The following is a 23,599-nucleotide window of genomic DNA, read 5'->3' as shown; positions in this document are numbered from 1 at the left end:
GAAAAAAAATGAAAAACCTAACTCAATTAACCCAGCTTGAATTAGTGCTGCTGGAATTAGTAGCTAAAGGTCAAGGAAACTGGAGTTGGTACGAACTCGCGAAAGCACTTTCCCGTCGAGATGTACCGCGAGCACCTGACATGATGGTTGTCTTAAAAAAACTGGCTGCTGATGGCTTGGTTCAGCGATATATAGAAACAGGTTCGCCTCGCGATAGATGGGAATTGACAACTGAGGGGACGATTTTGTTGACAGATGCAACTGCTTCTGAACTGACTACTTTATGCAAATATGTTGAAGTTTAACTTAGAAACACAATTTGTAGTTTGCATTAACAATCAAGACTATCAAGCATCATTGGAAGTGCGAAAAATTTATCGAATAATACCGGATAATCACGCTGCGGAACATCAATTTATCCGAGTTATTGATGAATCCGGCGAAGATTATTTGTATCCAGTCGCGTATTTCGTGCCGATTGAATTGCCGAAAGCCGTAGAAGCAGTATTTGCATAGACAAAGGTTCTGTAGGGGCAGGTTCACCAACCTCTATGTTTATAAACAGCAATCTCAATAAACCCGCCCCGCCCAATATTCTGTTACAATAAATAAACCTGAGTGTTAACATCGCAAATGTATGACAGCCAAAATACACATCAGCAAATTAGGTAATTCCTTGGCTTTGCCAATACCAGACTACATAGTAAAGTTTCTCAACCTTAAAGCCGAAGATTCAGTAATTTGCAGCATAGAAAATGGGAAACTGGTCATAGAGCCTGTAAATAATAAAATATCAAAGTATACCCTAGATGAATTATTGGCAGGCGAAATAGAATCTAGCGAAGAAGTCTCTTGGGGAAAACCAGAAGGAGAGGAAGTTTGGTAAACTATATCCCCGAACGAGGTCATTTTATTCGCCTCAATTTTGACCCTCAATCAGGACACGAACAAATGGGGACTAGGCCTGCACTGGTGGTGAGTCAAACTAAATTTAACCAAAAAATGGGGTTTGTGTTTGTTTGTCCCATCAGCAACACACAACGCAAAAATCCGTTTTATGTCCCCATTCCCGAAGGTGAAGCGATAACAGGTGTAATTATGACGGATCAACTCCGTTATGCAAGATTATCGCGCAAGGCAGGCAAGTTTTCTTAGTGAATGTCGATCAGATATAATTGAGGAAGTTTTGAGGCGAATTCAACCTATTTTGTTTGAGAATATGACTGTTGATGAATAGTTAATCAAATTATAAACTAGATTTGTAGTTGGCATTAAGCATCAAGAGTATCCAGAAATCTCTCTCGCGGATGATGCGATCGCCCCTCCTCCCCAGCAAAACTAAAAAATGTACTGGCAAATCCCTTCACAGACCCAGGCTCAGCATTTAAAGCATCGGAGGTTTTCCATTGGACGATCGCACAAACGCACCAACCACCGCTGTTAACAACCGCCGACCTCTAATTATCGCCGGAATTCTCCTCGGTATCGGTCAATCCGGCTTTTTTGACGGAATTGTGCTGCACCAACTCCTCCAGTGGCACCATATGTTTAGCAGCGTTAAAACCGATGCTACCGTTGCCGGTTTAGAATTAAATACCCTCGGAGATGGATTGTTTCACGCTGCGGATTGGTTGGTAACAGTGGCGGGAATCTTCTGTTTGTGGCGTGCTGTGAATCGCAAAGATGTTCCTTTGTCAACTCAAACTTTTTTCGGTTCAATATTAATTGGTGCTGGATTATTTGACTTTGTTGAAGGCATTGTTGACCATCACATTTTGGGAATCCACCACGTCAAACCCGGTATCAACGAGTTAGCTTGGGATTTAGGATTTCTCATTCTTGGAGTTAGTTTAGCGCTGTTAGGTTGGATGCTGGTACAGAGGGAAGTTCCCGCAGATACTAAAATTTAAAAGAATGCAGAGATTGGGAATTCTATCAAATCCACGTTAAAAATCCCCGAATCTCTTTTTAACTCATCAGTTCATCCCGCCGCCGAATCCAACCACGCGATCAAATCCTCTTTACTCCTAAAATCCAACAAAGCTTCTCCCAAATCATCTAACTGTTCCCCAGATAACCCCTGGATGCGAGTTTGAACTTCCAGTGTAACATCACCCACCCGCCGCACTATCTGACGCATAATTAATCCTATTTCCCCCTCAATTTTACCCCTTTCGATTCCTTGTTCGATTCCTTGTTGTATTCCCTGTTCAATCCCCTGTTGTAGACCAATTTCTATCCCTTTCATCACAGACCCGATTTGGTCTTGGATAAACATTTCTCGTTTATCTACATCATTCAATTCGTCTAGTGTCAAATTTGCTCGGTTGGCAATTCCCAGCGCAGTATTAATCTCTTCAATAGACCCCAATGTATCTGGTACTGCTTCCAAAGAGGGCGCGTTTTTCATAAAGTAAATCCATTTTTCCGGCAAAGTTTCGAGTTCATTCAATTCTTTTTTGAATTTCGGTAACTCGACAAACACTAACTTTAACTCGCAGTTGGGATAAACGAATTTCTCTTCAGTTTCGGTGAATTCAAAATTTGAAATTAGTTTTTCGGTGTTTTCAAATAAAATAAAATCCGTGATGGTTAAAGCAATGACTGGATTTAACTTTAAATAACCTTCTCCGGCTTTTAGTTGAGTAGAATAGGTTTTGGCTGCATTGTATACTACCCGTTTTTCAAAGGCGGCGACGTTGAGTACCTGCATTTCCACAATCACGGTTTTGTTCCCGGTAATCTTGGCTTTGACATCCAGGTAAGTGTCTTTCAATCCTGTAACGCTTCCTGCTGAATAAGGGTCAATTATTTCTAATTCTTGGATTGTTGGTTCTCCGTTATACAGCATTGCATTTAGGAAACTGATTAAAATTTCAGGGTGTTCGGAAGAAGCGAATATTTTTTTGAAAGCAAAGTCTGTTTTGGGGCTGATGAAACGCATATTATAGAAGGAAGAGGGAAGAGGGAAGAGGGAAAAAGGAAGAAGAAAAATGCAATATTTTAGGAATTTTTAGGTTGGTAGTTGCGCTTTACCACCCTTAGCGCAACTACGAAGTTTTTCAATTATCAGCCTGTGGCTTGAGTAGTAGCTGCAGCGGACATCTCTAGCTTTCCATTTATATCCATAGTTGCAAGCTTCAGGACTTCATTAAAAGCTAAACCCCGAATTTTGAGTTCCCACCGAATGCCTTTTGCTTTCATTCGCTTGGCTTTCCGCATATCGACATCAGCAGCTTTTTGATGCAAGAGCAAATACTTCATTGCTGCTGTAGCTTCTACTTTTGTGGGAAATGCAATATAGGCGATAAATCCCCCGTCCCAGTGATTGGCGTTGCGGACGCTGCTGATAGTCGCAACTCTCGGACTAAATCGGTTCCAGTAAAAGTCGCTGTAGCCGATCGACTCTGTATTAACTTGGAGTTTGTTTGCCATTTGACTTAACTCCTCTAACCTTGTGTGTGGGGTTAGCAGTACCAATTTGCTGCTCTTACTATTATAGCAAATTAATTGGTAATGAGTATGGGGAATTGCGATTATGATGTTCGGTTATGCCCATTTAAAAAAGTCTTGCTACAGTCCTTAATTTTATGCCAATTATTAAAAGTCGCCTCGCCTCGCGCCGGACACGAAAATGCCGTTCCCCTACATAATTGGTTTTATATCGATCGGGATACACGGTGGTATGGCAGAATATGCTATTAGTTCACTCCGCTGTCGCTGCCTTGGCGACAATTAATGACTGCTGACTTTTGGCTGTTGGTTGTTGGCTGATGCCTAAAACCTCACTTCATATTCAGCAGTGACACGGTTGTCTCCTTGAAAATTACTGGAACTCCTGAGTAAAAGTTTATCGCTCAATCGATAGCGCACAGTAAATTCAGTCGGTTGATTTGCTGACAACACTCGAATTATTGATGCTGAAATATTGCGCGTGATGTCAAACCCAACTTCTAAACCTAAACCCAGAGAACCCGCACCAGAACTGGAACTAGCAGCTTGTGCTTCGTTGCCTCTAATCCGAGTGGGAAATAAGCGAAATTCGCTCAATCCTGTGGCGTTAGTAATCGCAGATTGAATGTTGTTCAAGAAACCCGCACCCGCTAAATTTGCGATCGCCAGCGTACTGTCTCCCTGTCCCAAAGTCTGCACGAAACTGCCACCCAACAGCGCTACAATCTCTGTGTCCGATCGACTCGGAGAACTCCTTAACTCCAGATTTTCCCCCAACTGAGAAGCTCTTCCCTGCACTAACGCTTGAACTCGGACACTCCGCACGCTGCCGAAAGTTGTCGGTTCGTCTGCTATTTCAGAGGCTACAGATGTGCCGGGAGTGCGGAACCGCGTTACTTCCTGCACCGAAGTTGCTAATCTCACATCCAGCGTCGGATCGAGTCCTTGTGTTGGTACAAAGGTAGCAGTCTGCGGGTATCCTCGATCGAGTTTAAACTGCGTTGTAAACAAATTCACCGACCCCGAAGTCAACCGAATCGTACCCTCCGGGCGAAGGTCATCTAAAGTTCCATTTACCGTCAAACCCCCAGTCGCCTGAAAACTCAATATCGGCGCACTCGTTACCCGAATTCCCCGGCCCAAATTCAGCCGCAAATCGTTCAATCCAACTTCAAAGGAAGGGGAAGTCGGAGTTGCACCAGAAGCAGAAACCTCAGTTGTAGGGGAATCAGAAACCTCAGTCGCAGGGGAAGCAGAAGATGTCGAATCAGAATCAGAAGCAGAAGAGGAAGAAGCTAACTCAGTTCGACCGGCGCCGGGACTCCGGAGAAATACTTCACCGTTGTACAGTTCAATATTACCGCTCAACTGCGGACGCCTAGCCGTGCCCCTTGCCTGCACTTGACCGACTACGCCGCCGCTGTACAATCCTCTGAGGTTCACTGCCAACTTGTCTAAATTTACAGTCAAAGGATTAGCCACATCGACATCGCCCTCAGCAAAAGGCACAGACAGCGGAATCACGCCAGCGGCGACCACTTCTCCCTGACTCAACTGTCCCCGAATTCCTTCTACCCGAATACGATCGCCCTCAAAGCGCACCGTCCCAGTCAGCCCTGTCAGCGGTTCTGGGAAGGCTTGCGCGCGGACGGTTGCATTTTCAAAATTCGCAATTCCTTGCGCTACAGGATCTTGCAGCGTCCCTCCCACGCGAATTTGCACCTGTCCCTGACCGCTGACCCACGCAACTTGCGGAGTCAATACATTAATAATTGCCAAACCTTCATTTTGCAAATTCGCCCTCAAATCAATTTGATTGCTATCAGCTTTCACCGCTGCAAACGGCAACTCAAAAGGCAAACTTCCCTGCACTTCAATCGGTTCGGTTTGAGTTACCAAAGCGCTGCCGCCAAAATTCAGGCGGGCATCGCTATAACTGAAACTGCCGTCGGCTTGTTTAATCGGTTCTCCGTTTAGCGTACCGTCAACCAAACTCAATTCCCCGGTGGCTTGTGGGTTTTCCAAACTGCCGGCCAAATTCGCCCGCAAATTCAAATCTCCTGTGACATCCACAAAAGGCAATTCCACCAGTTCTGCCAACTCTTCCACGGGCACATTTTCTACCCGCAACTGCCCGGATTGAGCTTTTTGCCCGAGTTGTCCCGAAAAGCCGATCGCACTTTTGCCCGATCGAATTTCCAAAGGCAAAACAGTTAATATCCCGTCCTGAAAACTACCTTCAAGGCTGAACTTTTCAGCGACATATTCTCCCCACTGCCAGTTATCACCTTCCACGTCAAATTGAGCTTCCACACCCGTTTCCAACGAACCGGCGACAGCAATTTCTGCGTCAAAAGTGCCTTGCAATTGAGATAAGGGAGGCAATTTTTCTGAGGATTTTACTGCCTGCTGCTGCTGCAAAATTACTTCTATTTCTGCCAAGCGGCGCAACTGTTCGATTAGCGGGGCTTCTGGTTCTCCCACCCCTACAGTTTGCACGTCGGCGGCGCTAGCGTAAACCGGAGGTTTTAAGCCTCTCGCCAAGTCGCCTAAATTGAAATATTGCAAAGCGGTTAAAACCTGCTGCAACTTGCCTTCCTGTACCTTAACTTTCCCGGCAAATTTCGGGTTTTCGCCTGTTTCAACCTTGCCGGAAATTAAGTATTGACCGCTGCCTTGGCGGAATATGCCATCTGTGAGAGTAGCGACGCCGTTATCGTAGCTGAATTCGGCTTGGAAACTGTCACCTTTAATGTAGCCGATCGCCGGTTGGGCGATCGCAATTTGTCCGCTTGCTTCCAAAGTCGCCGGATTTAACGGCATCTTCCAACCGGACACATTCACTTGTCCCGACGCCGTACCGGTTATCGGCCCCAAACCGGCCTGTTTCCCCGGTGTGAGATTCAAAGCAGCCAGGGGAAAATCGCTTAAATTAACTCGCAAAGTTTCTCCCTCGGTTTGACCACTAGCGACGGATTCCCCGCGTTTAATTAAGAAAGATGTCGGCAGAAAAGATTCATTTAAAGCTACTTCGATTTTGTCGCTGGCGCCGGCCAAACGCAAATCTACACTTTTCCCAGCATCCGCATTCACACTCCCCGCCAGTACCGGGTCAAAAGCGATTTGATTTACTGCTAAATCCCGCACTTCCACGTCGCCAACTAAGTTGAGGGCGGCGGGGGTTCCGCTGAGGCGGCCGGTAAAATCGACATTGCCGCGCAGAGGCTGGTTGTTCTGTGAAGGATTGTTGACATTAGTTGCTGTCAAAAATCCGAGTTGTTCAGTTGGTAACGCTGCCAGGTTAAAGTTGGCGAGTTTGACATCCAAATCTACGTTGGAAATTGAGGGCCCTCCTTTACCTTCGAGTTCGACGTTAACAAAGCCGTTTGCTGTCAAACCGGGAGTTGTGGCGTTCTCAATTTCCACCCGTTGGCCGTCCCAATTAAATACTGCCTCAAAAGGTTGTTTCAAAAACGGCAATTCCGAGATGCGGAAACTGCCGCCGGCGCGAACATTTTGTGGGGAAGCGGCAATCGGGCCGGATAAATTAATATTGCCGTTAAACAGTCCTCCAAGCTGGGGGAGATTTTGGGCACCAGATACTACACCTCCGCTTTGCAAGCTTTGGCGCTGCGACTCAAATGCTTGCTGGAAGCGGCTTAGAGCAATTTGCTCGCCCTCGATTGACGCGCGCCAATTCCCCGATGCGGCGCTGCCCTCAGCATTGACAATTCCTCCGCCGTTGGCGAGTCGAATTTGTCCGTCGCCGTTGGCAGTGATGCCGCTGGCGGTTAAATTATCTACTGTTCCCAAAATGCGGACTTTGCCGTCGAGGGTTCCGTTAATTTCTGGCGGTAAATCCGCTGTCAGCAAACCTGTTTGTTTGAGGGTTTGTTCTAAATTACTGACGGCAATTCCGTTGGTTTCCAGCAATGCTTCCAAGTTGCCGTTTTCTAATTTTGCCGTAGTATCGATCGCCCCGAGTCGATCGACCACAATCACTCCTTCCCCGCTAGCACTAATTCCCTTTGCTGTCAAGTTATCCAAACTACCCGCTGCTTGGAATTGGCCGTTAATTCTGCCGTCTAATCCTTCAGGCAAAGTCGCCGCTAGGGTAATGAGTTGGGTATTGCGGATTGTTTGTTCTAAGCGACTGAGAATAACTTGATCGGCATCGGCGAAAGCTTGCCAGCGTCTGTCTTCTAATTTACCTCTAAAAGCAATAGTACCGTCCGCTATATTGAGTTTGCCGCTGCTGTTGACGGCTATGTCGGGGGCGGTTGAATTATCAAGATTGCCACTGGCTTGAATTTGATTGGATATTTGTCCGTCAAGCGATTTAAGATTTTGGATTTTGGATTTTAGATTATTGATATTGGCGACTGTTTGGGGATTGTCAGCAGTGAAAGCTAAGCCAACATCTAACAGCGGCAATCCTAAATTTACTAAGCGGTTGATGGAAGTGCGATCGGTTTCTGCTGTTGCTTGCCAGTTTCCCGCTGCCAATTCTCCTTTAAAATTAACATCACTGCCGGCAAGATTGAGTCTGCCGCTGCCGCTGGCATTGATGCTGCTAGCAGTCAAATTGTCAAGACTTCCCGATGCTGTAAATTGACTCGATAGCAGTCCGTCAATCGATTTTAGATTTTGGATTTTGGATTTGAGATTGTTGAGATTGGCAGATTGCTGATTTTCGGGATTGAATGCTGAAGCCACATCTAAAATCGGCAGTGTCAAATCTACCAAGCGGTTGATGGAAGTGCGATCTGTTTCTGCTGTTGCTTGCCAGTTTCCAGCTACCAATTCTCCTTGTAAATTGACATTGCTGTCGGCAAAATTGAGCCTACCGTTTCCAGTAACATTGATGCCACCAGCAGTCAAATTGTCAACATTTCCCGCCACTCTAAATTCCCCCGCTAGCTGTCCGCCGAGCGATTTTAGAGTTTGGACTTGGGATTTTAGATTGTCGAGATTGGCAGGCGTTTCCCGTGCTAAAAACGGCAAGCCAATATCAATTAATTGATTGATAGCAACTTTTTCAGTGTTGCCAAAAACTTGCCACCTGCCCGATTGTAGTTCGCCATTAACATCAACAATGCTGTCAGCAATATTCAGCGTTCCTTTTCCCCTCGCAGCGATCGCATTTAAACTCAAATCGTCCAGAGTTCCCGCAGCTTCGGCAGTTCCGCTGAACAAACCCGCTAGTTCAGGAGGCAAATTAAGCCCTGGTACGACTTGCTGCAAACTGTTGATATCAACGAGATCGCCCTCGATCAAAGCTTGCCACTGACCGTCTTTTAACGCCGCATCCACGTTAACAGAAGCGTCGCCAATTTTCACAACTGTATTTTGCAAATCCGCCGAATTTCCTCCGGCTCGAATTTCGCCCGCAGCGGGGAAAGTCCCTTGCGGTGCTTGCCATTGAACTCTAGCTTGAATGTTTTCTAACGGGCCGAAAATTTGAGCTCTTGCGGAGACAGTGCCAATTTGAACAGTAGCAGGAATCGGGAGATCGTAAATTTGGGCGATCGCATCTGCAGGTACATTTTCAGCTTGGAAGTCAAACACCAAACCCGATGCCGAATTCTTACTTCCCAAAGCAATATCGACTTCACCTTTGCCGCTAATTTTACCCCCCGCCGCCGGGACTACCAAAATATCGCTCAAAGTCAAAGCTAAAGAGGAAAACGGGGGAATAGAAGATTGAGAATTGGGAGTTGGGGTTTGAGCCATTCTCCCGCGTTCCAATTTAAAATTAGTGCTAATATTGTTTAATTGCAGTCGATCGACCGTAGCGGGTTTTGTCGAGGCGATCGTACCTGTCAGCACCGGCATTGCAACTGTTCCAGTCAGCTTGGCATCCGCCTTCACTTCCCCCGCCACAGCCACGGGCAATACTACTTTCTGCCCTAACTCTGTTTCCACCGCACTGACAACACTTGCAAAATCGACTGGTTGCACGTTAGTTGTCAGATTGAAGCTAGCTTGTTGGAGATTAAAATTAGTTCCAGTTGCAACTGTTCCTGCTATTCTCAGCGGAATTAAACCGTAGTTAGCCGCCAGACTATCGACAATCAAATTAGTTCCCTGGAACCGCAACTGACCGCTGGTATTTTGTATGATTTGTTTCAGCGGATCAATACTCGCTTGCACTCCTGCAAAACTAGCCGCTCCGGTAATTCCCGATAATTTATTGTCTCGCAGTTGCACTGTCAAATTGCCGTTAGCCAGACCTTTTTGTAAATAAATACCGCGAACTTTCAGCAATCGATCGAGTTCGGGTAAAGGCAAATTTTGACCTTGCAACTGCAGGTTAGTTTGAGCTGCAGGTAAGAGAGAATCCGCTTTTACTATAAAATTATCGTTGTTAGTAAACTGACCGTTAAGTTCGTAGAGAATGCGCTGATTTTGGTCGCGAAATAGAGCACTGCCATTTTTCAGACTTACAGAAATCGGAGCCGAAGTTGTCTGTCCGACTGGGGAACTCGGCACCAAAAGCGCGCTGGCATTTTCAGCTCGAATTGCTTCAACTTCAGTTTTAAATAAACCCGGAGATTTTTGCTCCGCAGTTGGAATATTAACCCAGCGGCCTTTAGCATCCTGTTCGATATAAGCGTTGGGTTTAACTAAGGTAATATCTAATTTGAGAGTGCGGGTGAACAGCAGTGGCCAGATTGAAAATTTCACTTCCACTGCTTCTGTAGAAGCGTAATCCGGATCGGTAGGAGTTGCAGGTAAAGTCGATCGGCCAAACCGCAAACTTGTCAGAGAAAATCTCTCCAAACGTCCGAGTTGTACAGGCCGCTTCAGCAACTGACTGACTTCAGTTTCCACCAAAGGAGCTAACTTTTCCCGCACCCACTGGTATCCTAGCGCCGCCCCAACCAAGGCGATAATGCCCAATCCCGTACCGCTAAGCAGCACCAGACGCCACCAGCGGCGGTGGGGATGGGGTGCGAGTTGATTTTTGTTATCGTCCGAGTTAGTCATGGGTGTTTCTCAGAAATCAGAGAATTCAGAAATTATAGGGAATCAGCCGATTGGAGACAGGTATAATCTCTGTGATTCGCCAGGATGGCTTCTGCCTTTGGTAGACTCAAAAGTGAGGTAGGAAGTGCCGATCCCAGGATCGAAGGCACGCAAAAGGCACGCCCCTACTCCAGGGTAGACTCCAGAAACCTTTACCGAACTTAATCAAAACACGCAACACGACCTAACACCAAATCCTCCAACTCCCCTAAATCCTCTCGATCCCGCTAGTGCTGGATCGATCTTCAATCTAAAATCTAAAATCTAAAATCTAAAATCGACTGATTGGTTGCCCGATCGCTTCTAAGATAAAAAAACGGTGGTTAAGAAGGTCTTTAAAACTTATGCGAGTGTTCGTCTTACTCTTCAATGCCCGCACCGAGAATGAGGGAATTCATACCATTCAACTCGGCGACCGCAACAAAGTTCTGATGTTTGAGTCAGAAGACGACGCCACCCGCTTTGGCGTGATGTTGGAAGCTCAGGATTTCCCAGAGCCCACGGTTGAGGCGATCGACGAGGAGGAAATTAAGGAGTTCTGCGACAGTGTTGATTATGATTGGGAGCTTGTGCCCGCGGGCGCGCTGGCTATTCCCCCAGAAGACAATGTAACACAGACTCAGTGGCAGCCGGAGTCCGAGTCCGAGCCCGAGCCTGATTCTGAGGTTTCCCAAAACGAACTGGATTCTATTCGCCGCCGACTCGAAGGACTTTTGTAATAGTCATTAGTCATTAGTCAGCAGTTATTGGTAATTGGTAATGGGTAATGGGTAATTGCCTGTCTCTCGGAAGTAGATTTAGCCGATCGCCAGAACCGCAAATTTCGAGCCTTTGAGTCACGATTTAACCAAGCTCACCAGCGGGCAAGCAATGCTTACCCTATTTTGTAGACCTAATGACTGTTGACTAATGATAATGACCAATGACCAATAACTAATAACTAATGACTAATCAAAAAACATGAAGAATTTGGAAGAACGGGGCCATCTGCTGACTGAACAGGTGAATACGAACAGCGAGAATTTAGACCAACTCAGTTCGATCGAATTAGTGGACTTGTTCAACCGCGAAGACGCCCAAACCTTAAGCGCGATCGCCCGTGCCCGCGAACAGTTAGCCCAAGCGATCGACATTGCAGCCGAGTCTCTACGTCAAGGAGGCCGCCTGTTTTACGTCGGTGCGGGTACTTCCGGGCGTTTGGGGGTGCTGGATGCGGCCGAGTGTCCCCCCACCTTCTGCACGCCGCCAGAACTCGTACAGGGCATAATTGCCGGGGGTGCGGGGGCTTTGGTGCGGAGTTCGGAGGATTTGGAGGATCGGGCTGAGGATGGGGCTGAGGCGATCGCCCACCGTCAAATTACCAACTTAGATGTAGTTGTCGGCATTACGGCTGGAGGTACGACGCCGTTCGTCGCGGGCGCTTTGCAGGCGGCGCGCCAGCGGGGGGCGAAAACTGTGTTTATGGCCTGCGTACCCGTCGAACAAGTGAATTTTGAGGCTGATGTTGATATTCGGTTGTTGGTTGGCCCGGAGGTAGTGGCGGGATCGACGCGCTTGAAAGCAGGTACAGTAACAAAAATGGCTTTGAATATGATTTCGACTGGGGTAATGGTGAAGCTGGGGAAGGTTTACGGCAATCGAATGGTTGACGTGGCGGTTACTAATAAGAAATTGCGCGATCGGGCTGTGCGGATGTTGCAGGATTTGACTGATTTGAACCGGGATGAAGCGGGTTTTTTGCTCGAAAAAAGCGGCAAGTCTGTTAAATTAGCTTTGATGATGCACTGGACTAATTTGGAGAAGGAAGAGTGCGATCGAATTTTGGGCGAGTTTCAAGGGAATTTGCGATCGGCTGTGGCATCAATTAGTCATTAGTCATCAGTCATTAGTCATTAGTCAACAGTCATTAGTCATTAGTCATTTGCAATATCGAGTCAAAAAATTGTGAAATCTCTCCAGTGGATCTGAGGTGATAAACACTTTTGGTATTTTGAGCCCGATCGACATACTCGCGATATCTGGGAGTCAAATAGTTGTGACACAACCAAAGAGCACGGTAACTATTAATTGAACTCTTCAATATCGGACTGTTTTGGGGCCAGCCTTCTGGCGGTATAAACTTACCTGTAATCAGCCGTTTAGTCACCCACCAAAAATGCACGTATAGGGGCAGATATACAAAAACCAGAGTATCTGCCTCGTTGAGTCGAAGCCAGACGGTTTCCATACAACCAAAACCGTCTATAATCCATCGGTGAGTAGCCAAAATTTTCTCATGGGTATGCTTATATTCTTCATTTGGAACCTCAGCGCCCCCAGATTGATATTGAATCTTATCCAAGGGGTAAAGTGGCAAGCCAGTGATTTCTGATAATCTCTTGCTGAAAGTTGATTTACCGCCTCCAGCGTTGCCAAACACGGCTACTTTTTCCATAGTTACCCCTCTTAGGAATGATGCAGTTTGTAGCACTACTTGATATTATTACTAAAATAATCAATCTATCAAAATAGCCCCCCTGATTATCCTCTCCAAATTCAACGTAAAGCGCTCTTGTTTTTAGATTCCCGACTTCTTGGAGGAGTCGGAAATCTGGGTATGCTGTTTTTTAGGCGTTGACAAAAACAGAAGATGTAAGCTGACTTTGACTTACACCCTGCACGATTCCCAAATAATTACTACCAGACTTAATCGCCGTAGAAGCGATGCTTGCACCTCCATCCAACTGCAAACTCACAGCTTCAAAAGTCAAGTTTGCAAATCCGATACCGTCAGTCAAACCAATGTTATCCCCGATCGCAAAATCGACAATTACATCGGCACTAATTAAAGTAGCCGCAGCAGACAAACCTCCCGCCAGAATAAACGTATCATTTCCGCCGCCGCCCGTCAGAATATCTTGCCCGCGATCGCCCGCCAACAAATCGTCACCGTTACCGCCCATCAAGATATCATCTTCTTTGCCGCCGCGAATAGTATTGTTACCCTCAGATCCAATTAGTCGATCGTTATCGTTGTTGCCGCTGATAAAATCATCGCCAACACCGCCATCAATTACATCGGATTCTTTGCCGCCGGATAAGCTGTCATTGCCTCCTGCGCCATTAATTGTATCCGCACCTTGCATTCCATTAATGCTATCAGCACCTTCTCCCCCCGTGATATTATCTTTGCCGGAAAGGGCAAAAATTGGCAATCCCGCAGCATTTGTCGGTATTTGAGTATCGGCACTATCTGATAAGAAATAATTGCCGTTGCTGGCTATATTTTTGGCTGCTGTCGTCGGGCTGCCGTCCCCTGTAGCATTGGGTATTGGCGAAGTAATAGATATAGTGTTTGGTGTGGGAGTCGGTGTCGGTGTCGGTGCGGGATTGACACTACCGTCAAGAGAAGTCGCAAAAACTTGCGTCCAATAGTGATTCCAATTTTCTGTGCCAGTATCGTCGGCTAAGAAATAGTAACCAATCCCAATTTCTTTGAGATTAGGGTTAAGAATGTTAGTCCGGTGGCCGCTGCTGTTCATCCACGATGATACAACTTGTTCGGGTGTAGAAGAGCCCGCAGCAATATTTTCTGCCGCCGCTGAGAATTGATAGCCCGTTGCAGAAATCCGACTTCCTAATGACGAACCATCTTTTCCGGTATGGGAAAAGAAGTCTTGCAGTGCCATGTTTTGGCTGTGATTTGCCGCCGCATTTAGTAACTGAGTATTTAAGGTTAGCGGGGACAAACCTAATTTGCTGCGTTCGATGTTGGTAAGTTCTAAAACTCTATTAATAAAGTTTTGATTGGTTGGGCTTGGTGCTACTTGAGAGGCCGATCGCTCTCCTGTTAAAATGTCCAAGGACTGAGAACCGGAATTTTGTAGTTGTTCAAGCATGGGGATGATAAACTGTTTTAAGACTTGGTTTTGCTGGTAGATGGCTTACCGTCTTAACGATAGTTTCCCCGATCGCTAGCTGGCTGGGCACAATTCCATAATTGTGTTAATCCCTGCCGCTGCTGTATTTATTCTAATTATAGCTGTTGTCAAAGTGTGGATGTCAAGAGCCCGGCTATGATTGGGAAAGGGAAGAGTGCGATCGAATTTAAGGAGAGTTTCACAGAAATTTGCGATCGCCCGTGGCATCAATACAATTTTAGATTTTAGATTTTAGATTTTAGATTTTAGATTTTTCCTGATTAGTAAGGTTTGCGCTACGCACCCAGCGTGCTGGCTGGCTGGCTAGAAACCCGGTTTCTACGAGTTTTGCAGAGAGGAACGACAAATATAGGAAGAAACCGGGTTTCTGAATTCTATGTGCGATCGCCAACTAAGTTTTTAGTAGAATCCTCACAAAAAAATCTAAATTAATTCAAAATTCACAACCGCCCAGGGTTGTTCGGGACCACAAAAGCAATCTCAAGATTTCAAACTATTTTCTTGTCCGACTTTAGCCTCCTGAGCAACTTGATCAACCTCATCTTTGGCGAGAATTTCCAAAGCTGTCTGTGCTTCTGCACCGCCCAACCGCCCCAAAGCTTGGGCGACTCTGTAACGGATCTGCCAATCTGCATTGGAAGCGTAGGGAAGCAGCAGCGGCAGCGCCCGTTTATCTCCCAATTCACCTAATGCACTAATGGCAATGGTTTGGATCAATTCGTTTTCTGAAGTCAGGGCATTTTCTAACATCGGAAAGGCTTTCGGATCTCCCATTTCTCCCAAAGCCGCGACGATGCTCAGTTGCACCAGCCATTCAGAGGTACTGCTATAAACTTGCTGCAAATCTTCTAAAGCATCGGTTAATTTCAATGCGCCCAAAGCATCGGCTGCTGCTGCTTGCACGTCGGGTTCGGGGTCGTTGTTCAGGCTGTTTCGCAGTACCTCTAAAGCGTTCGGCAGATTCTGCGTACCGAGGGTTGATAATTGGCTGACTGCTGCGTAGCGAACCCGGACGTTTTTGTCGCCGATCGCAATTTGAATTAGTTTATAGGCAATCGCGGGGTCTAGTTGCCGCAGTTGGTTGACTGCTCGCAGTCTTTCGCCAAAATCCTCGGAATTCAGCAATTGTTCGACAGACTCAGGGGTAATGCTCATTCGATTTTAAATTTGATAATTGGGAAGAAGGAAGAAGGAAGAAGGAAGAAGGAAGAAGGAAGAAGGAAGAAGGAAGAAGGAAGAAGGAAGAAGGAAGAAGGAAGAGGGAAGAAAAAAAAATAGCTCTGCGTGTATTCCTAACTTCCTTGTCGTCAATCTCGGTAATTGGTAATTGCAAAAAGTCAGCGAGATTGAAAGAGCGATTCCCTACGGGATAGCTTCGCTTCACGACTGGTTTTCTGATACAGTCCTGGAACTGCAACAATTAATTTAAGATTCGGCAGCCATCGAGCGAATAATATCTCCCCTAGTGAGGATGCCGATTACTTTGCCCGCAGTATCAAGCACTGGCAATCGGTGGATACTGCGATCGTGCATCAGTTTGGCAGCTTCTTGGACAGATTTGTCTGGCTCGATGGTAACTGGCTCTGTACTCATCGCTTCTCCTACTGTTTGTCCTAAAGCCTTGTGGAGTTCTCGCTCATAACGAGATGGATTTTCCAAATAAATCACGCTATCGAGCACCATGATATAAGCGGGCGGAGTTACGCCGGTTTCCCGCCACATCAAGTCGGTTTCGGAGATGACTCCTACCAACAAGTCATTCTCATCTACGACGGGAAGACCGCTAATGCGTCGATCGGCTAAAATTTTAATCGCTTCGTTCAAGGGCATTTCGGGTCGCGCCAAAATCGGCTCGCGGCTCATTACATCGGCTACTGTTTTTGGCATGATTAGCGGTTGATTGAGTTTTCTCTCCTTATCGATCATATAGGGAAAGGGCGGCACAGACTGAAGAAAGGCAGCTCTGCTGAAGGGATTCGTTAGAAAGTAGAAGCAAGGAAAAAGTTTGAATGCCAGAATTTTGCTGTTTTTTCGATCGCACTATAAAATTCTGCCGTTTGCCTCTCTCCGGCGAGCGATCGGTCTGACAAGATTGTTAAGATATCTTAAAGAGCGGATAAATCCTTACCAATGCCAGAATCTCCAGCCCGAGAACCAGACTCCCAACCAGAAGCGCGCTGTGTATTGGTTTGCCAGTATCAATCTTGCCTGAAAAATGGTTCAGCAGCAGTGCTAGCTGCTTTTGAAGCTCAACAAGTTGCAGGGGTGAAAGTGGAGGCCTGTAGTTGTCAGGGACAGTGCACCACTGGCCCGACTGTACGAGTTACCCCGGACGAAATTTGGTATTGTCGAGTTAAACCGAGTGATGTACCGTTAATTGTGGAACAACACCTCAAAGAGGGAAAACCTGTAGAGGCGCTGTTCAATCCGAGAATTCATGCGCGTTATTATTATTAATATTGACTTGATTCGGGGAAACTTCCAAGCTCTGGTGCATCTAATTTTAATAGTTATTGTTAAGGAATTGGCACTTTGAAAATCCAAGGAATTGCGCTTAGTTTGTTAGTCCTAATTCTGGGGCGTCCGTCTACGGTTGCTGCTCAAACGTCGGCGGTTGCTGGGGATATTTGTCCTGCGGATTTGGGAGCGCAAGTAGATGCGATCGCCAACCGTCCCGAATTTAGCCGATCGCGCTGGGGCATTTTGATTCAACCTCTATCTTCTACTACTACTCTCTACAGCCGCGACGCCACCAAATATTTTATTCCAGCATCAAATGCCAAGCTGCTAACTACAGCCGCTGCTTTGCAGAAACTCGGTGCAGATTTTCGGATTAAGACATCGGTTTACAGCGGCGAAAATGGAAGTTTGTACGTTGCCGGCAGGGGAGATCCGAGCATTGCTGAGGCTCAGTTGAAATCCTTGGCGCAGCAGTTGAAGCAGCGGGGAATCAGTCAAGTTAACCAGTTGATTGGCGATGACAGCTATTTTCAAGGCAGTGCAGTTAATCCGAATTGGGAATGGGAAGACGCGCAAGCAGGCTATGGAGCGCCGATTAACAGTTTAATTTTCAATCAAAACGCGATCGACCTTCTTTTGTCCCCACAGGCTCTGGGGCAACCTCTGAAAGTTACTTTTGTCGAAGCAAAGCTGGCAAATCAGTGGCAACTTCAGAACAATACTGTTACCGTCGCTCAAAACGAATCTGAGTTTATTGAAATTGGTCGGGAGTTGGATCGACCTATAATTCGAGTGGGCGGACAGTTGAAAGTTGGTGCAGAACCGGAATCAGCTTATGTCGCAGTTGTCAACCCCGCTAATAATTTTTTGCAGTATTTTCAACAAGCCCTGGCGGCTGAGGGAATTCCTGTTAAACAGGCTTTAGTTGCATCGGCTTCTCGCAATTTAAATCAAGAATTAGCGACCGTTGAATCGCCGCCACTGGCGGAATTGGTGAGAGAAACTAATCGCGAAAGCAACAATCTTTATGCAGAAGTTTTATTGAGATTGCTGGGAAAAGTTACAGACAAGATGCCTGTGCCACAAGAGAATACAGGTGAAAGCGGTTTAAAAGAGCTAAAAACAGTTTTAACTCAATTAGGAGTAAATCCAAACAGCTACATATTAGCCGACGGTTCCGGCTTGTCTCGGCACAATTTAATTAGCCCTGAAGCCTTGGTGCAAACTTTGAGACTTATGGCCAATTCACCTGCTGCATCTATTTACCGCCAGTCACTGCCGATCGCTGGCGAGAGCGGCACTTTGAAAAATCGCTTTAATATTACACCAAACCGCGTAATTATGCAAGCAAAAACCGGAACTATGAGCGGAGTTTCGGCGCTGTCGGGATATATCGAAGTTCCGAATTACGAGCCGCTGGTGTTTAGCATTATCGTCAATCAATCTGACCTATCGACTGCAAAAATGCGATCGGCAACGGACGAAATTGTGCTATTATTGAATCGCCTGCGCCGCTGTTAAAACAATACATTTAAGGTGATAAACTTCAACTCAGTAGTTACACCTAAAACACAGGACACCCCAAAATCCTACAAGTTTTAAGTTTCATTAGATTGCAGCGGCGGGGATCGAAAAGCAGCTACAATAAAAGTAGAAAATTTAACACCATTGGGACGTTTTAGCCTGCTACCAGTCGGCGGGTTCTGTACTGACCAAAAATAAGTCTAACTTTCCAACTATGAATTCTTTCGATTCCGAACAGCAACACATCTTTGTCGAAACCAATAACATCCGCCTGCACTGCGTTTCTCAAGGAGAAGGCGAGCTCGTTCTCCTCCTGCATGGGTTTCCAGAGTTTTGGTACTCTTGGCGTCATCAAATTCCTGCTTTAGCGCGTCATTTCAAGGTGGTAGTGCCGGATTTGCGGGGCTACAACGATTCCGATAAGCCGGAAAGCGGCTATGATTTAGATACGCTGAGCGCGGATATTCGCGGTTTGATTTCGAGCCTCGGTTATACAAAAGCTCACGTTGTAGGTCATGATTGGGGAGGGGCGATTGCGTGGCACTTAGCTCAAAAATTCCCCGAACAACTCAACCGCTTGGCAATTTTAAACGCTCCGCACCCGCAGCGATTCATGCAGGAAATGGCGAGCAATTTAGATCAAATCCGCCGCAGTTGGTACGTTTTGGCATTTCAGGTTCCCGGCATTCCAGAATTGTTGATCCGCCAAAACTTGAAAGATTTTGTTCACAATGTTTTCCAAGGACAAGCTGTTCGCAAAGGAGCTTTTAGCGCTGAGGAAACTAAGATTTATCAGACTGCTTTAGAAAAGCCGGGAGTATTAGCCGCCGCTATCAATTATTACCGGCAGATGTTTCATCCGCAGAGGCTTTGGAATTTGGGGCAGAAATTAGAACCTGTGACAGTACCTACTTTGGTGCTTTGGGGAGAAGAAGATGCGTTTTTGAGCCACAAACTGGTAGAAGGTTTAGACAGATTAATTACGGCTCCGTTTAAGTTGAAATTAGTTCCTCACTGTGGTCACTGGATTCAGCAGGAAGCGCCGCAAACGGTGAATCGAGAATTGCTGAGTTTTCTGAGAAATTCTTCTCGTTCTGTGGCTGTGGCATAGAAGGTTTTAAACATTGCAAATGAAAACCCGGTTTTACAGCTAAACCGGGTTTTCATCTGTCTAGGGATAGGTTTTTTTTAGGGTGCATCGTGCCTAGAGTTTCTGGATTACCACAGAATTCAAGCTAGCTGACGCACCCTACTTATTGATCAGTCCCAGAGCAAATTTTCTTGGATCAGCAGTGCAATCATCGCAGTTCTGGAACAAACACCGAGTTTGATAAAAATCCGCCTCACGTAAGTAGCAACCGTCCAGTGACTGATATTTAAATTTTTGGCAATACATTTGTTTGGCAGGCCTTGGGCTACTAATTGCGCGATCGCTCTTTCGCGTGGGCTCAGGCTAATTTCCGGTTTGTAACTTTGGCTTTGCATATTTTTGCAATGAGGTAACGAGTTAAAATCTAATCAATTAAGGGTTGAATTCCGAGTTTTTCTCGAACTTCAGATAAAGGAGTTTCCCAATCAGATGCAACGTCCCAATTAATTAGCCGAGTGGCTAATTTTCCATGTTTTAAGCCTTTGATAATTTGTCCGATCGCGCATTTGCCGCCGATTAGTCCAACTAACACTAAAATCGCACAAGAAGGACGAAATACTTGAGCGCGAGTAAACGCTTGAAGTACCAGTTCATCTTCTGTTGAAGCTGAAAGACCGGTCAGCACGTGCCAAACGTCGTGGTTTCGCTGAATCCAGTCTCCCGATGCGATCGGCTCAAAGCCTTGTTCGTCTAGAAATCGCGCCACTTCGCACCCTAATGTTCCTGCTGGCAGTTGGCGCAACTTTGCCAAGTCTATTTCAAAGTGTCGATCGCTCTCTATTTGAGGATTAATTGTTTGAGCCATCTTTAATATAACTCCTAATTGACCGTCAGCCATAAGTTATTCTCCCTTCGACAATGATTTAAGTTTCGGGCAAATTAATTGGTGTTTGTCAAGTTCATTTTTGCGCTGAATCAAGACGACTTTTTTTTACCTACTCAACTTAGAAACCGTACTTTCTGCCACAGCAATTGGGTTTCAGGAGCTTTTACATTTCTTTACACACAGTCTCAGAGGTGAAATCTGCCAGTTGCCAAAATCTGGCTAGTGTTACTTGGGGCAACTTGACCCACCCGGAAGTAGCCGTAAAATCCACAGTATCTAGCGTTGATTGGAACTCCCTTACTTACGTATATAAATTTATTCTGCTGCTAATTATTAGAACTTGCAATGAGTCAGAAGTGGAAGCTTGCAGGCATCGTGATGCAGGTGCATACAAGTGAAGAGAGGTGAAGCGAGCTGAAGCAACGTGAAGTTATACAGAGTTGATTTGTCGGAATTACGCAGTAGTGCCCATCCCCCGTGGTTGCCGAATTTGTAGTGGCAATCATGGGGGATTGCCCGTATGTCGTTAGAATGTCGCTCAAATGAGTGACACTTATTTGAGCGACTGGCTAAGTATTTTCACCAACAGCTATAAATAGAGTAGAGATTCATACGAGGTGTTGCTGTGAAAAAACTTGACATTTGGTTATCCACAGGAGTTGTGTCATTAATTTGGTGCGCGGCTGCTAGCGCTACCACTTATGTTAATCCTAACGGTAAAACTACTTTAAATCTGTCAGAAAAAGGGAACAGTCCCAGCGGTTTTTACTTGACCAAAGTAGGCAATCGGGAATTTTTGGGCAATATTCAAATTACCCGTTCCGAAGGAGCAGCAGGCTCTTACTATTACAATGGGACTTTCAAAGACAGTGCGACCGGCCCTGGCAGAAAAATTGTTTGTTCTGGAGATATTGCCATTGTCAGGCGTCAAGTTGGAAGAAGCAGCCAATTGGGAGCCGAAGTTACTTGGAAGGTGAAAGGAGGAGAAAATTGTCCTTCTATGGGCCAGACATTTAAAGTAAATTTAGTCGAAGCTTTACCGCGTCCTAATGCAAGTGGCGACTATACTTCTAGCAATGCTAATACTTGGTCGAGTCAAACAAATGGTTTTGTAACTTGGCCTGCTTGGCGAGTCACCTCGCGAGATGGACAACTTAACTGCCGCAAGACCGCAAACGGAGCAATTCAACAAGTTTACCGCGCAGATAAAGATACAGTTGCTGCTGAACTTAGGGGAGCAAATGCTATTACGATGGCGAACGGTCAACCCTGGTTGCTGACAAGACAAGGCTGTTATGTGCGCGCTAATTCTCAATACATTCAGCCCGTTTCTATGCCGCAGTAAGTGACAAAAGTGATAAATAAGCTGCTGCTTATCTCAAAGCCTGACTTCTTAAATAAAGAAGTCAGGCTGCTGGGTGTTCTGTAGTTTTAAGTTGTTCTACTTAAAACCTGATTTGCGATTTAGTGGCCCAGCAGCATAGCTTCTTCTGCCAAATCTTGGCTTTCAATAACCTTCGGTTCCTTCAGGGTAAAAACACAAAGGAAGCAGACAACTACAGCAGCAGTTCCGAGTACCTCAAAGAAGCTGCGGTTGCCTGCAACTGTTTGGGGAAGAAAGCTATAAAGGGTGGCGTAAATTACAGAGCCGACACTGCCGTAAGCACCGATATTGCCGGCAATTTGACCAGTTACTTCTCGTTTGATTAAGGAGGCAATGCCAAAAGTGGCGCCTGCGGCGGCGAAGACAAAGAAGGCACATAACATGGTCATGATAATCACAATTGCTAAATGCCAGTTGGCCGTAATTTGGCTCATAATTAAATACCCCAATCCCACTCCGCCGATCGTCACTGTCAGCGTCCACTTGCGGCTGCCGATTTTGTCTGAAATTAAGCCTCCGGCTGGACGGCTGACCAAGTTCATCATGGGATAAGTAGCAGCTATGGGCCCAGCGATCGCATGATTTATATTGAAGGTGTGTTCAAAAAATTCCGGTAACATGGAAACCACAGCGAGCTCTGAACCAAAGCTGACTGCATAAGCTAATTCTAATAGGAATACTTGACTGATTTGATAGCGTTCTTGAGGTGGGTAATGTTTTTGACCGGTGACAACTTCTCGGTTAACTTGCCAGGCTTTGTAAGCCTGAATTAAATACAGTGCTGTCAAACTAATCCAAATAGCGTACATCACATTTGCAGTCAGAAAATTGGCTTTCTGCAAGCGCCACACGATCAAAGCTAAGGCACCAAATAGAGGAATATTGGTTATTGACAGTGCCCAAAAGCTTTTGGCGCTAGTGACTTCCATTGCGCCGTTGCGGGCCGGGCGCTGATAAACTTTGCCGGGAGGAGTGTCTTGAACGTTGCAGTAAAAAATGACTCCAAAAACTGCTGTGGCAATCCCAGTAAGGGCGATCGCCAGCCGCCAATTTGTGTGCCCGACTGAGAGAAAAGCTGTTCCTGCCGCGATCGCTGGTAACGCTGCTTCTGCGGCAAAAGAGCCAAAGTTACCCCAGCCGCCATAGATACCTTGAGCGAAGCCGATATCTTTTGGGGGAAACCATTCGGCAACTAAGCGAATGCCAACTACGAATCCAGCGCCGACAATTCCCATTGCCAAACGGCTCAAAACCAACTGATTGAAGTTTTGGGCAAAGGCGAATGCCAGTGTAGGAAATGCTGCATACACCAGGAGTGAAGAGAAGGTGATGCGAGGCCCGAAGCGATCGAGCAACATCCCAATAATAATACGTGCAGGAATTGCGAAAGCTAGGTTGCACAGACTGATGATTCTGGCTTGCCCAACTGTCAATCCCAAATCGTGCTGCACCGTTGTGCTGAAGGGTGCGTAGTTGAACCACACTACGAAAGTTAAGAAAAAAGCAAACCAACTCAGGTTCAGAATCCGAAAAGGCCCTCTGAACGATAAAAGTCCTTGAAGCATATATAACTTGTCCTAATAAATAATACAGATTATTAATTTCGAGTTGACTTTCTAACTGTTTGAGGTAACGGTTTTTTTACGATCGCGCTTTGATGTTGCGTTCCAATTCAAGTGGATGTCGAGAGGAAAAATTGTATACAAAGTTACTGTTTGTGCTCAAAACCCCACCTGGCGCATTGAATAAATGCAGATATTGCATTTAAATCTAATTTTAGTAATAAATGCTTATTGCGTTAAAATCCAAAAAACAGTATATTTGAATACAGAAATTAAATTTATTTTAAAAAC

At 45.9% G+C, this 23,599-nt stretch carries 21 protein-coding genes; 11 read left to right on the top strand and 10 right to left on the bottom strand.

Translation table 11 applies throughout. The features are described 5' to 3' along the window. The first annotated feature begins 8 nt into the window (after positions 1-8). The 5 genes from QUB37_RS05025 to QUB37_RS05005 all read left to right on the top strand — a co-directional run bounded on the left by QUB37_RS05025 (position 9) and on the right by QUB37_RS05005 (position 1,910). Entirely contained in the window at positions 9-305 is a 297-nt protein-coding gene (locus tag QUB37_RS05025) for a hypothetical protein (RefSeq protein ID WP_333159703.1), read from the top strand. After that, complete coding sequence (locus tag QUB37_RS05020) at positions 292-516, top strand: hypothetical protein (protein ID WP_333159701.1); 225 nt, start codon at positions 292-294, stop codon at positions 514-516. The genes QUB37_RS05025 and QUB37_RS05020 overlap by 14 nt, the downstream gene beginning before the upstream one ends. 121 nt (positions 517-637) lie before the next feature. Next, on the top strand, positions 638-886 hold the full coding sequence (locus QUB37_RS05015; protein WP_015174616.1) for an AbrB/MazE/SpoVT family DNA-binding domain-containing protein: 249 nt from the start codon (positions 638-640) through the stop codon (positions 884-886). Beyond that, entirely contained in the window at positions 880-1,155 is a 276-nt protein-coding gene (locus tag QUB37_RS05010) for a type II toxin-antitoxin system PemK/MazF family toxin (RefSeq protein ID WP_333159699.1), read from the top strand. Before QUB37_RS05015 ends, QUB37_RS05010 begins: the two co-directional genes overlap by 7 nt. Positions 1,156-1,406: 251 nt before the next feature. Then, the gene (locus tag QUB37_RS05005; RefSeq protein WP_333159697.1) at positions 1,407-1,910 is read left to right on the top strand and encodes a DUF2243 domain-containing protein; all 504 of its coding nucleotides are present in this window, start codon (positions 1,407-1,409) and stop codon (positions 1,908-1,910) included. A 71-nt stretch (positions 1,911-1,981) separates the two neighbouring features. On the opposite strand, the gene QUB37_RS05000 is transcribed toward QUB37_RS05005, so the two are convergent. The 3 genes from QUB37_RS05000 to QUB37_RS04990 form a co-directional block, all read right to left on the bottom strand. Next, positions 1,982-2,944 (bottom strand): Rpn family recombination-promoting nuclease/putative transposase, encoded by a 963-nt coding sequence (locus tag QUB37_RS05000; protein WP_333159695.1) that lies wholly within the window; start codon positions 2,942-2,944, stop codon positions 1,982-1,984. Between the two features lie 125 nt (positions 2,945-3,069). Further along, positions 3,070-3,435 (bottom strand): hypothetical protein, encoded by a 366-nt coding sequence (locus QUB37_RS04995; RefSeq protein WP_333159693.1) that lies wholly within the window; start codon positions 3,433-3,435, stop codon positions 3,070-3,072. A gap of 342 nt (positions 3,436-3,777) precedes the next feature. Continuing rightward, the gene (locus QUB37_RS04990; protein ID WP_333159691.1) at positions 3,778-10,443 is read right to left on the bottom strand and encodes a translocation/assembly module TamB domain-containing protein; all 6,666 of its coding nucleotides are present in this window, start codon (positions 10,441-10,443) and stop codon (positions 3,778-3,780) included. Positions 10,444-10,826: 383 nt separating this feature from the next. On the opposite strand from QUB37_RS04990, the gene QUB37_RS04985 reads away from it, so the two are divergent. Further along, entirely contained in the window at positions 10,827-11,201 is a 375-nt protein-coding gene (locus QUB37_RS04985; RefSeq protein ID WP_242720559.1) for a DUF3110 domain-containing protein, read from the top strand. 241 nt (positions 11,202-11,442) lie between these two features. After that, complete coding sequence (murQ, locus tag QUB37_RS04980; RefSeq protein WP_333159687.1) at positions 11,443-12,357, top strand: N-acetylmuramic acid 6-phosphate etherase; 915 nt, start codon at positions 11,443-11,445, stop codon at positions 12,355-12,357. A 31-nt stretch (positions 12,358-12,388) separates the two neighbouring features. Here murQ and QUB37_RS04975 read toward each other — a convergent pair whose 3' ends face one another. The 4 genes from QUB37_RS04975 to QUB37_RS04960 all read right to left on the bottom strand — a co-directional run bounded on the left by QUB37_RS04975 (position 12,389) and on the right by QUB37_RS04960 (position 16,289). Continuing rightward, on the bottom strand, positions 12,389-12,916 hold the full coding sequence (locus QUB37_RS04975; protein WP_333159685.1) for an adenylate kinase: 528 nt from the start codon (positions 12,914-12,916) through the stop codon (positions 12,389-12,391). Between the two features lie 172 nt (positions 12,917-13,088). Next, the gene (locus tag QUB37_RS04970) at positions 13,089-14,360 is read right to left on the bottom strand and encodes a CAP domain-containing protein (RefSeq protein ID WP_333159683.1); all 1,272 of its coding nucleotides are present in this window, start codon (positions 14,358-14,360) and stop codon (positions 13,089-13,091) included. 522 nt (positions 14,361-14,882) lie between these two features. Further along, entirely contained in the window at positions 14,883-15,557 is a 675-nt protein-coding gene (gene nblB / locus QUB37_RS04965; protein WP_333159681.1) for a phycobilisome degradation protein NblB, read from the bottom strand. Between the two features lie 270 nt (positions 15,558-15,827). Continuing rightward, a complete protein-coding gene (locus QUB37_RS04960; RefSeq protein ID WP_333159679.1) occupies positions 15,828-16,289 on the bottom strand; it encodes a CBS domain-containing protein in 462 nt (153 codons plus the stop codon). Positions 16,290-16,532: 243 nt separating this feature from the next. Between QUB37_RS04960 and QUB37_RS04955 the strand changes: the two genes are divergently transcribed. From QUB37_RS04955 to QUB37_RS04945, 3 genes are all read left to right on the top strand, one after another. Beyond that, positions 16,533-16,859, top strand: a complete 327-nt coding sequence (locus QUB37_RS04955) for a (2Fe-2S) ferredoxin domain-containing protein (protein ID WP_333159677.1) — start codon at positions 16,533-16,535, stop codon at positions 16,857-16,859. An 81-nt stretch (positions 16,860-16,940) separates the two neighbouring features. Continuing rightward, positions 16,941-18,383 (top strand): D-alanyl-D-alanine carboxypeptidase/D-alanyl-D-alanine endopeptidase, encoded by a 1,443-nt coding sequence (gene dacB / locus QUB37_RS04950; RefSeq protein WP_445300004.1) that lies wholly within the window; start codon positions 16,941-16,943, stop codon positions 18,381-18,383. A 217-nt stretch (positions 18,384-18,600) separates the two neighbouring features. Continuing rightward, on the top strand, positions 18,601-19,497 hold the full coding sequence (locus QUB37_RS04945; RefSeq protein ID WP_333159673.1) for an alpha/beta hydrolase: 897 nt from the start codon (positions 18,601-18,603) through the stop codon (positions 19,495-19,497). A 149-nt stretch (positions 19,498-19,646) separates the two neighbouring features. Here the strand turns inward: QUB37_RS04945 and QUB37_RS04940 are convergent, their stop codons facing one another. Both QUB37_RS04940 and QUB37_RS04935 read right to left on the bottom strand, forming a co-directional pair. Next, positions 19,647-19,871 carry a helix-turn-helix transcriptional regulator gene (locus tag QUB37_RS04940; RefSeq protein ID WP_333159671.1) on the bottom strand — a complete coding sequence of 75 codons (225 nt, stop codon included), beginning with the start codon at positions 19,869-19,871 and terminating at the stop codon, positions 19,647-19,649. Positions 19,872-19,900: 29 nt separating this feature from the next. Next, a complete protein-coding gene (locus QUB37_RS04935; protein ID WP_333159669.1) occupies positions 19,901-20,374 on the bottom strand; it encodes a Coq4 family protein in 474 nt (157 codons plus the stop codon). Between the two features lie 613 nt (positions 20,375-20,987). Between QUB37_RS04935 and QUB37_RS04930 the strand changes: the two genes are divergently transcribed. Further along, positions 20,988-21,707, top strand: a complete 720-nt coding sequence (locus tag QUB37_RS04930) for a hypothetical protein (RefSeq protein ID WP_333159667.1) — start codon at positions 20,988-20,990, stop codon at positions 21,705-21,707. A 119-nt stretch (positions 21,708-21,826) separates the two neighbouring features. Here QUB37_RS04930 and QUB37_RS04925 read toward each other — a convergent pair whose 3' ends face one another. Further along, positions 21,827-23,311, bottom strand: a complete 1,485-nt coding sequence (locus QUB37_RS04925) for a NarK family nitrate/nitrite MFS transporter (protein ID WP_333159665.1) — start codon at positions 23,309-23,311, stop codon at positions 21,827-21,829. Positions 23,312-23,599 lie beyond the last annotated feature (288 nt).

Origin of the sequence: Microcoleus sp. AT3-A2 (assembly GCF_036705685.1) — a bacterium.
In the GTDB taxonomy this organism is placed as follows: domain Bacteria; phylum Cyanobacteriota; class Cyanobacteriia; order Cyanobacteriales; family Microcoleaceae; genus Microcoleus.
The sequence above is the reverse complement of the archived record's forward strand: the minus strand, read 5'-3'. Positions and strand labels throughout refer to the sequence as shown.

Coding starts and splice junctions, on each gene's coding strand:
- QUB37_RS04935 (WP_333159669.1), bottom strand. CDS start 20,374: ATGGCTGACGGTCAATTAGGAGTTATATTAAAGATGGCTCAAACAATT.
- QUB37_RS04945 (WP_333159673.1), top strand. CDS start 18,601: ATGAATTCTTTCGATTCCGAACAGCAACACATCTTTGTCGAAACCAAT.
- QUB37_RS05020 (WP_333159701.1), top strand. CDS start 292: ATGTTGAAGTTTAACTTAGAAACACAATTTGTAGTTTGCATTAACAAT.
- QUB37_RS05025 (WP_333159703.1), top strand. CDS start 9: ATGAAAAACCTAACTCAATTAACCCAGCTTGAATTAGTGCTGCTGGAA.
- QUB37_RS04990 (WP_333159691.1), bottom strand. CDS start 10,443: ATGACTAACTCGGACGATAACAAAAATCAACTCGCACCCCATCCCCAC.
- QUB37_RS04975 (WP_333159685.1), bottom strand. CDS start 12,916: ATGGAAAAAGTAGCCGTGTTTGGCAACGCTGGAGGCGGTAAATCAACT.
- QUB37_RS04955 (WP_333159677.1), top strand. CDS start 16,533: ATGCCAGAATCTCCAGCCCGAGAACCAGACTCCCAACCAGAAGCGCGC.
- QUB37_RS04995 (WP_333159693.1), bottom strand. CDS start 3,435: ATGGCAAACAAACTCCAAGTTAATACAGAGTCGATCGGCTACAGCGAC.
- QUB37_RS04925 (WP_333159665.1), bottom strand. CDS start 23,311: ATGCTTCAAGGACTTTTATCGTTCAGAGGGCCTTTTCGGATTCTGAAC.
- QUB37_RS04940 (WP_333159671.1), bottom strand. CDS start 19,871: ATGCAAAGCCAAAGTTACAAACCGGAAATTAGCCTGAGCCCACGCGAA.
- QUB37_RS05015 (WP_015174616.1), top strand. CDS start 638: ATGACAGCCAAAATACACATCAGCAAATTAGGTAATTCCTTGGCTTTG.
- QUB37_RS04985 (WP_242720559.1), top strand. CDS start 10,827: ATGCGAGTGTTCGTCTTACTCTTCAATGCCCGCACCGAGAATGAGGGA.
- murQ (WP_333159687.1), top strand. CDS start 11,443: ATGAAGAATTTGGAAGAACGGGGCCATCTGCTGACTGAACAGGTGAAT.
- QUB37_RS04970 (WP_333159683.1), bottom strand. CDS start 14,360: ATGCTTGAACAACTACAAAATTCCGGTTCTCAGTCCTTGGACATTTTA.
- nblB (WP_333159681.1), bottom strand. CDS start 15,557: ATGAGCATTACCCCTGAGTCTGTCGAACAATTGCTGAATTCCGAGGAT.
- QUB37_RS05000 (WP_333159695.1), bottom strand. CDS start 2,944: ATGCGTTTCATCAGCCCCAAAACAGACTTTGCTTTCAAAAAAATATTC.
- QUB37_RS04960 (WP_333159679.1), bottom strand. CDS start 16,289: ATGCCAAAAACAGTAGCCGATGTAATGAGCCGCGAGCCGATTTTGGCG.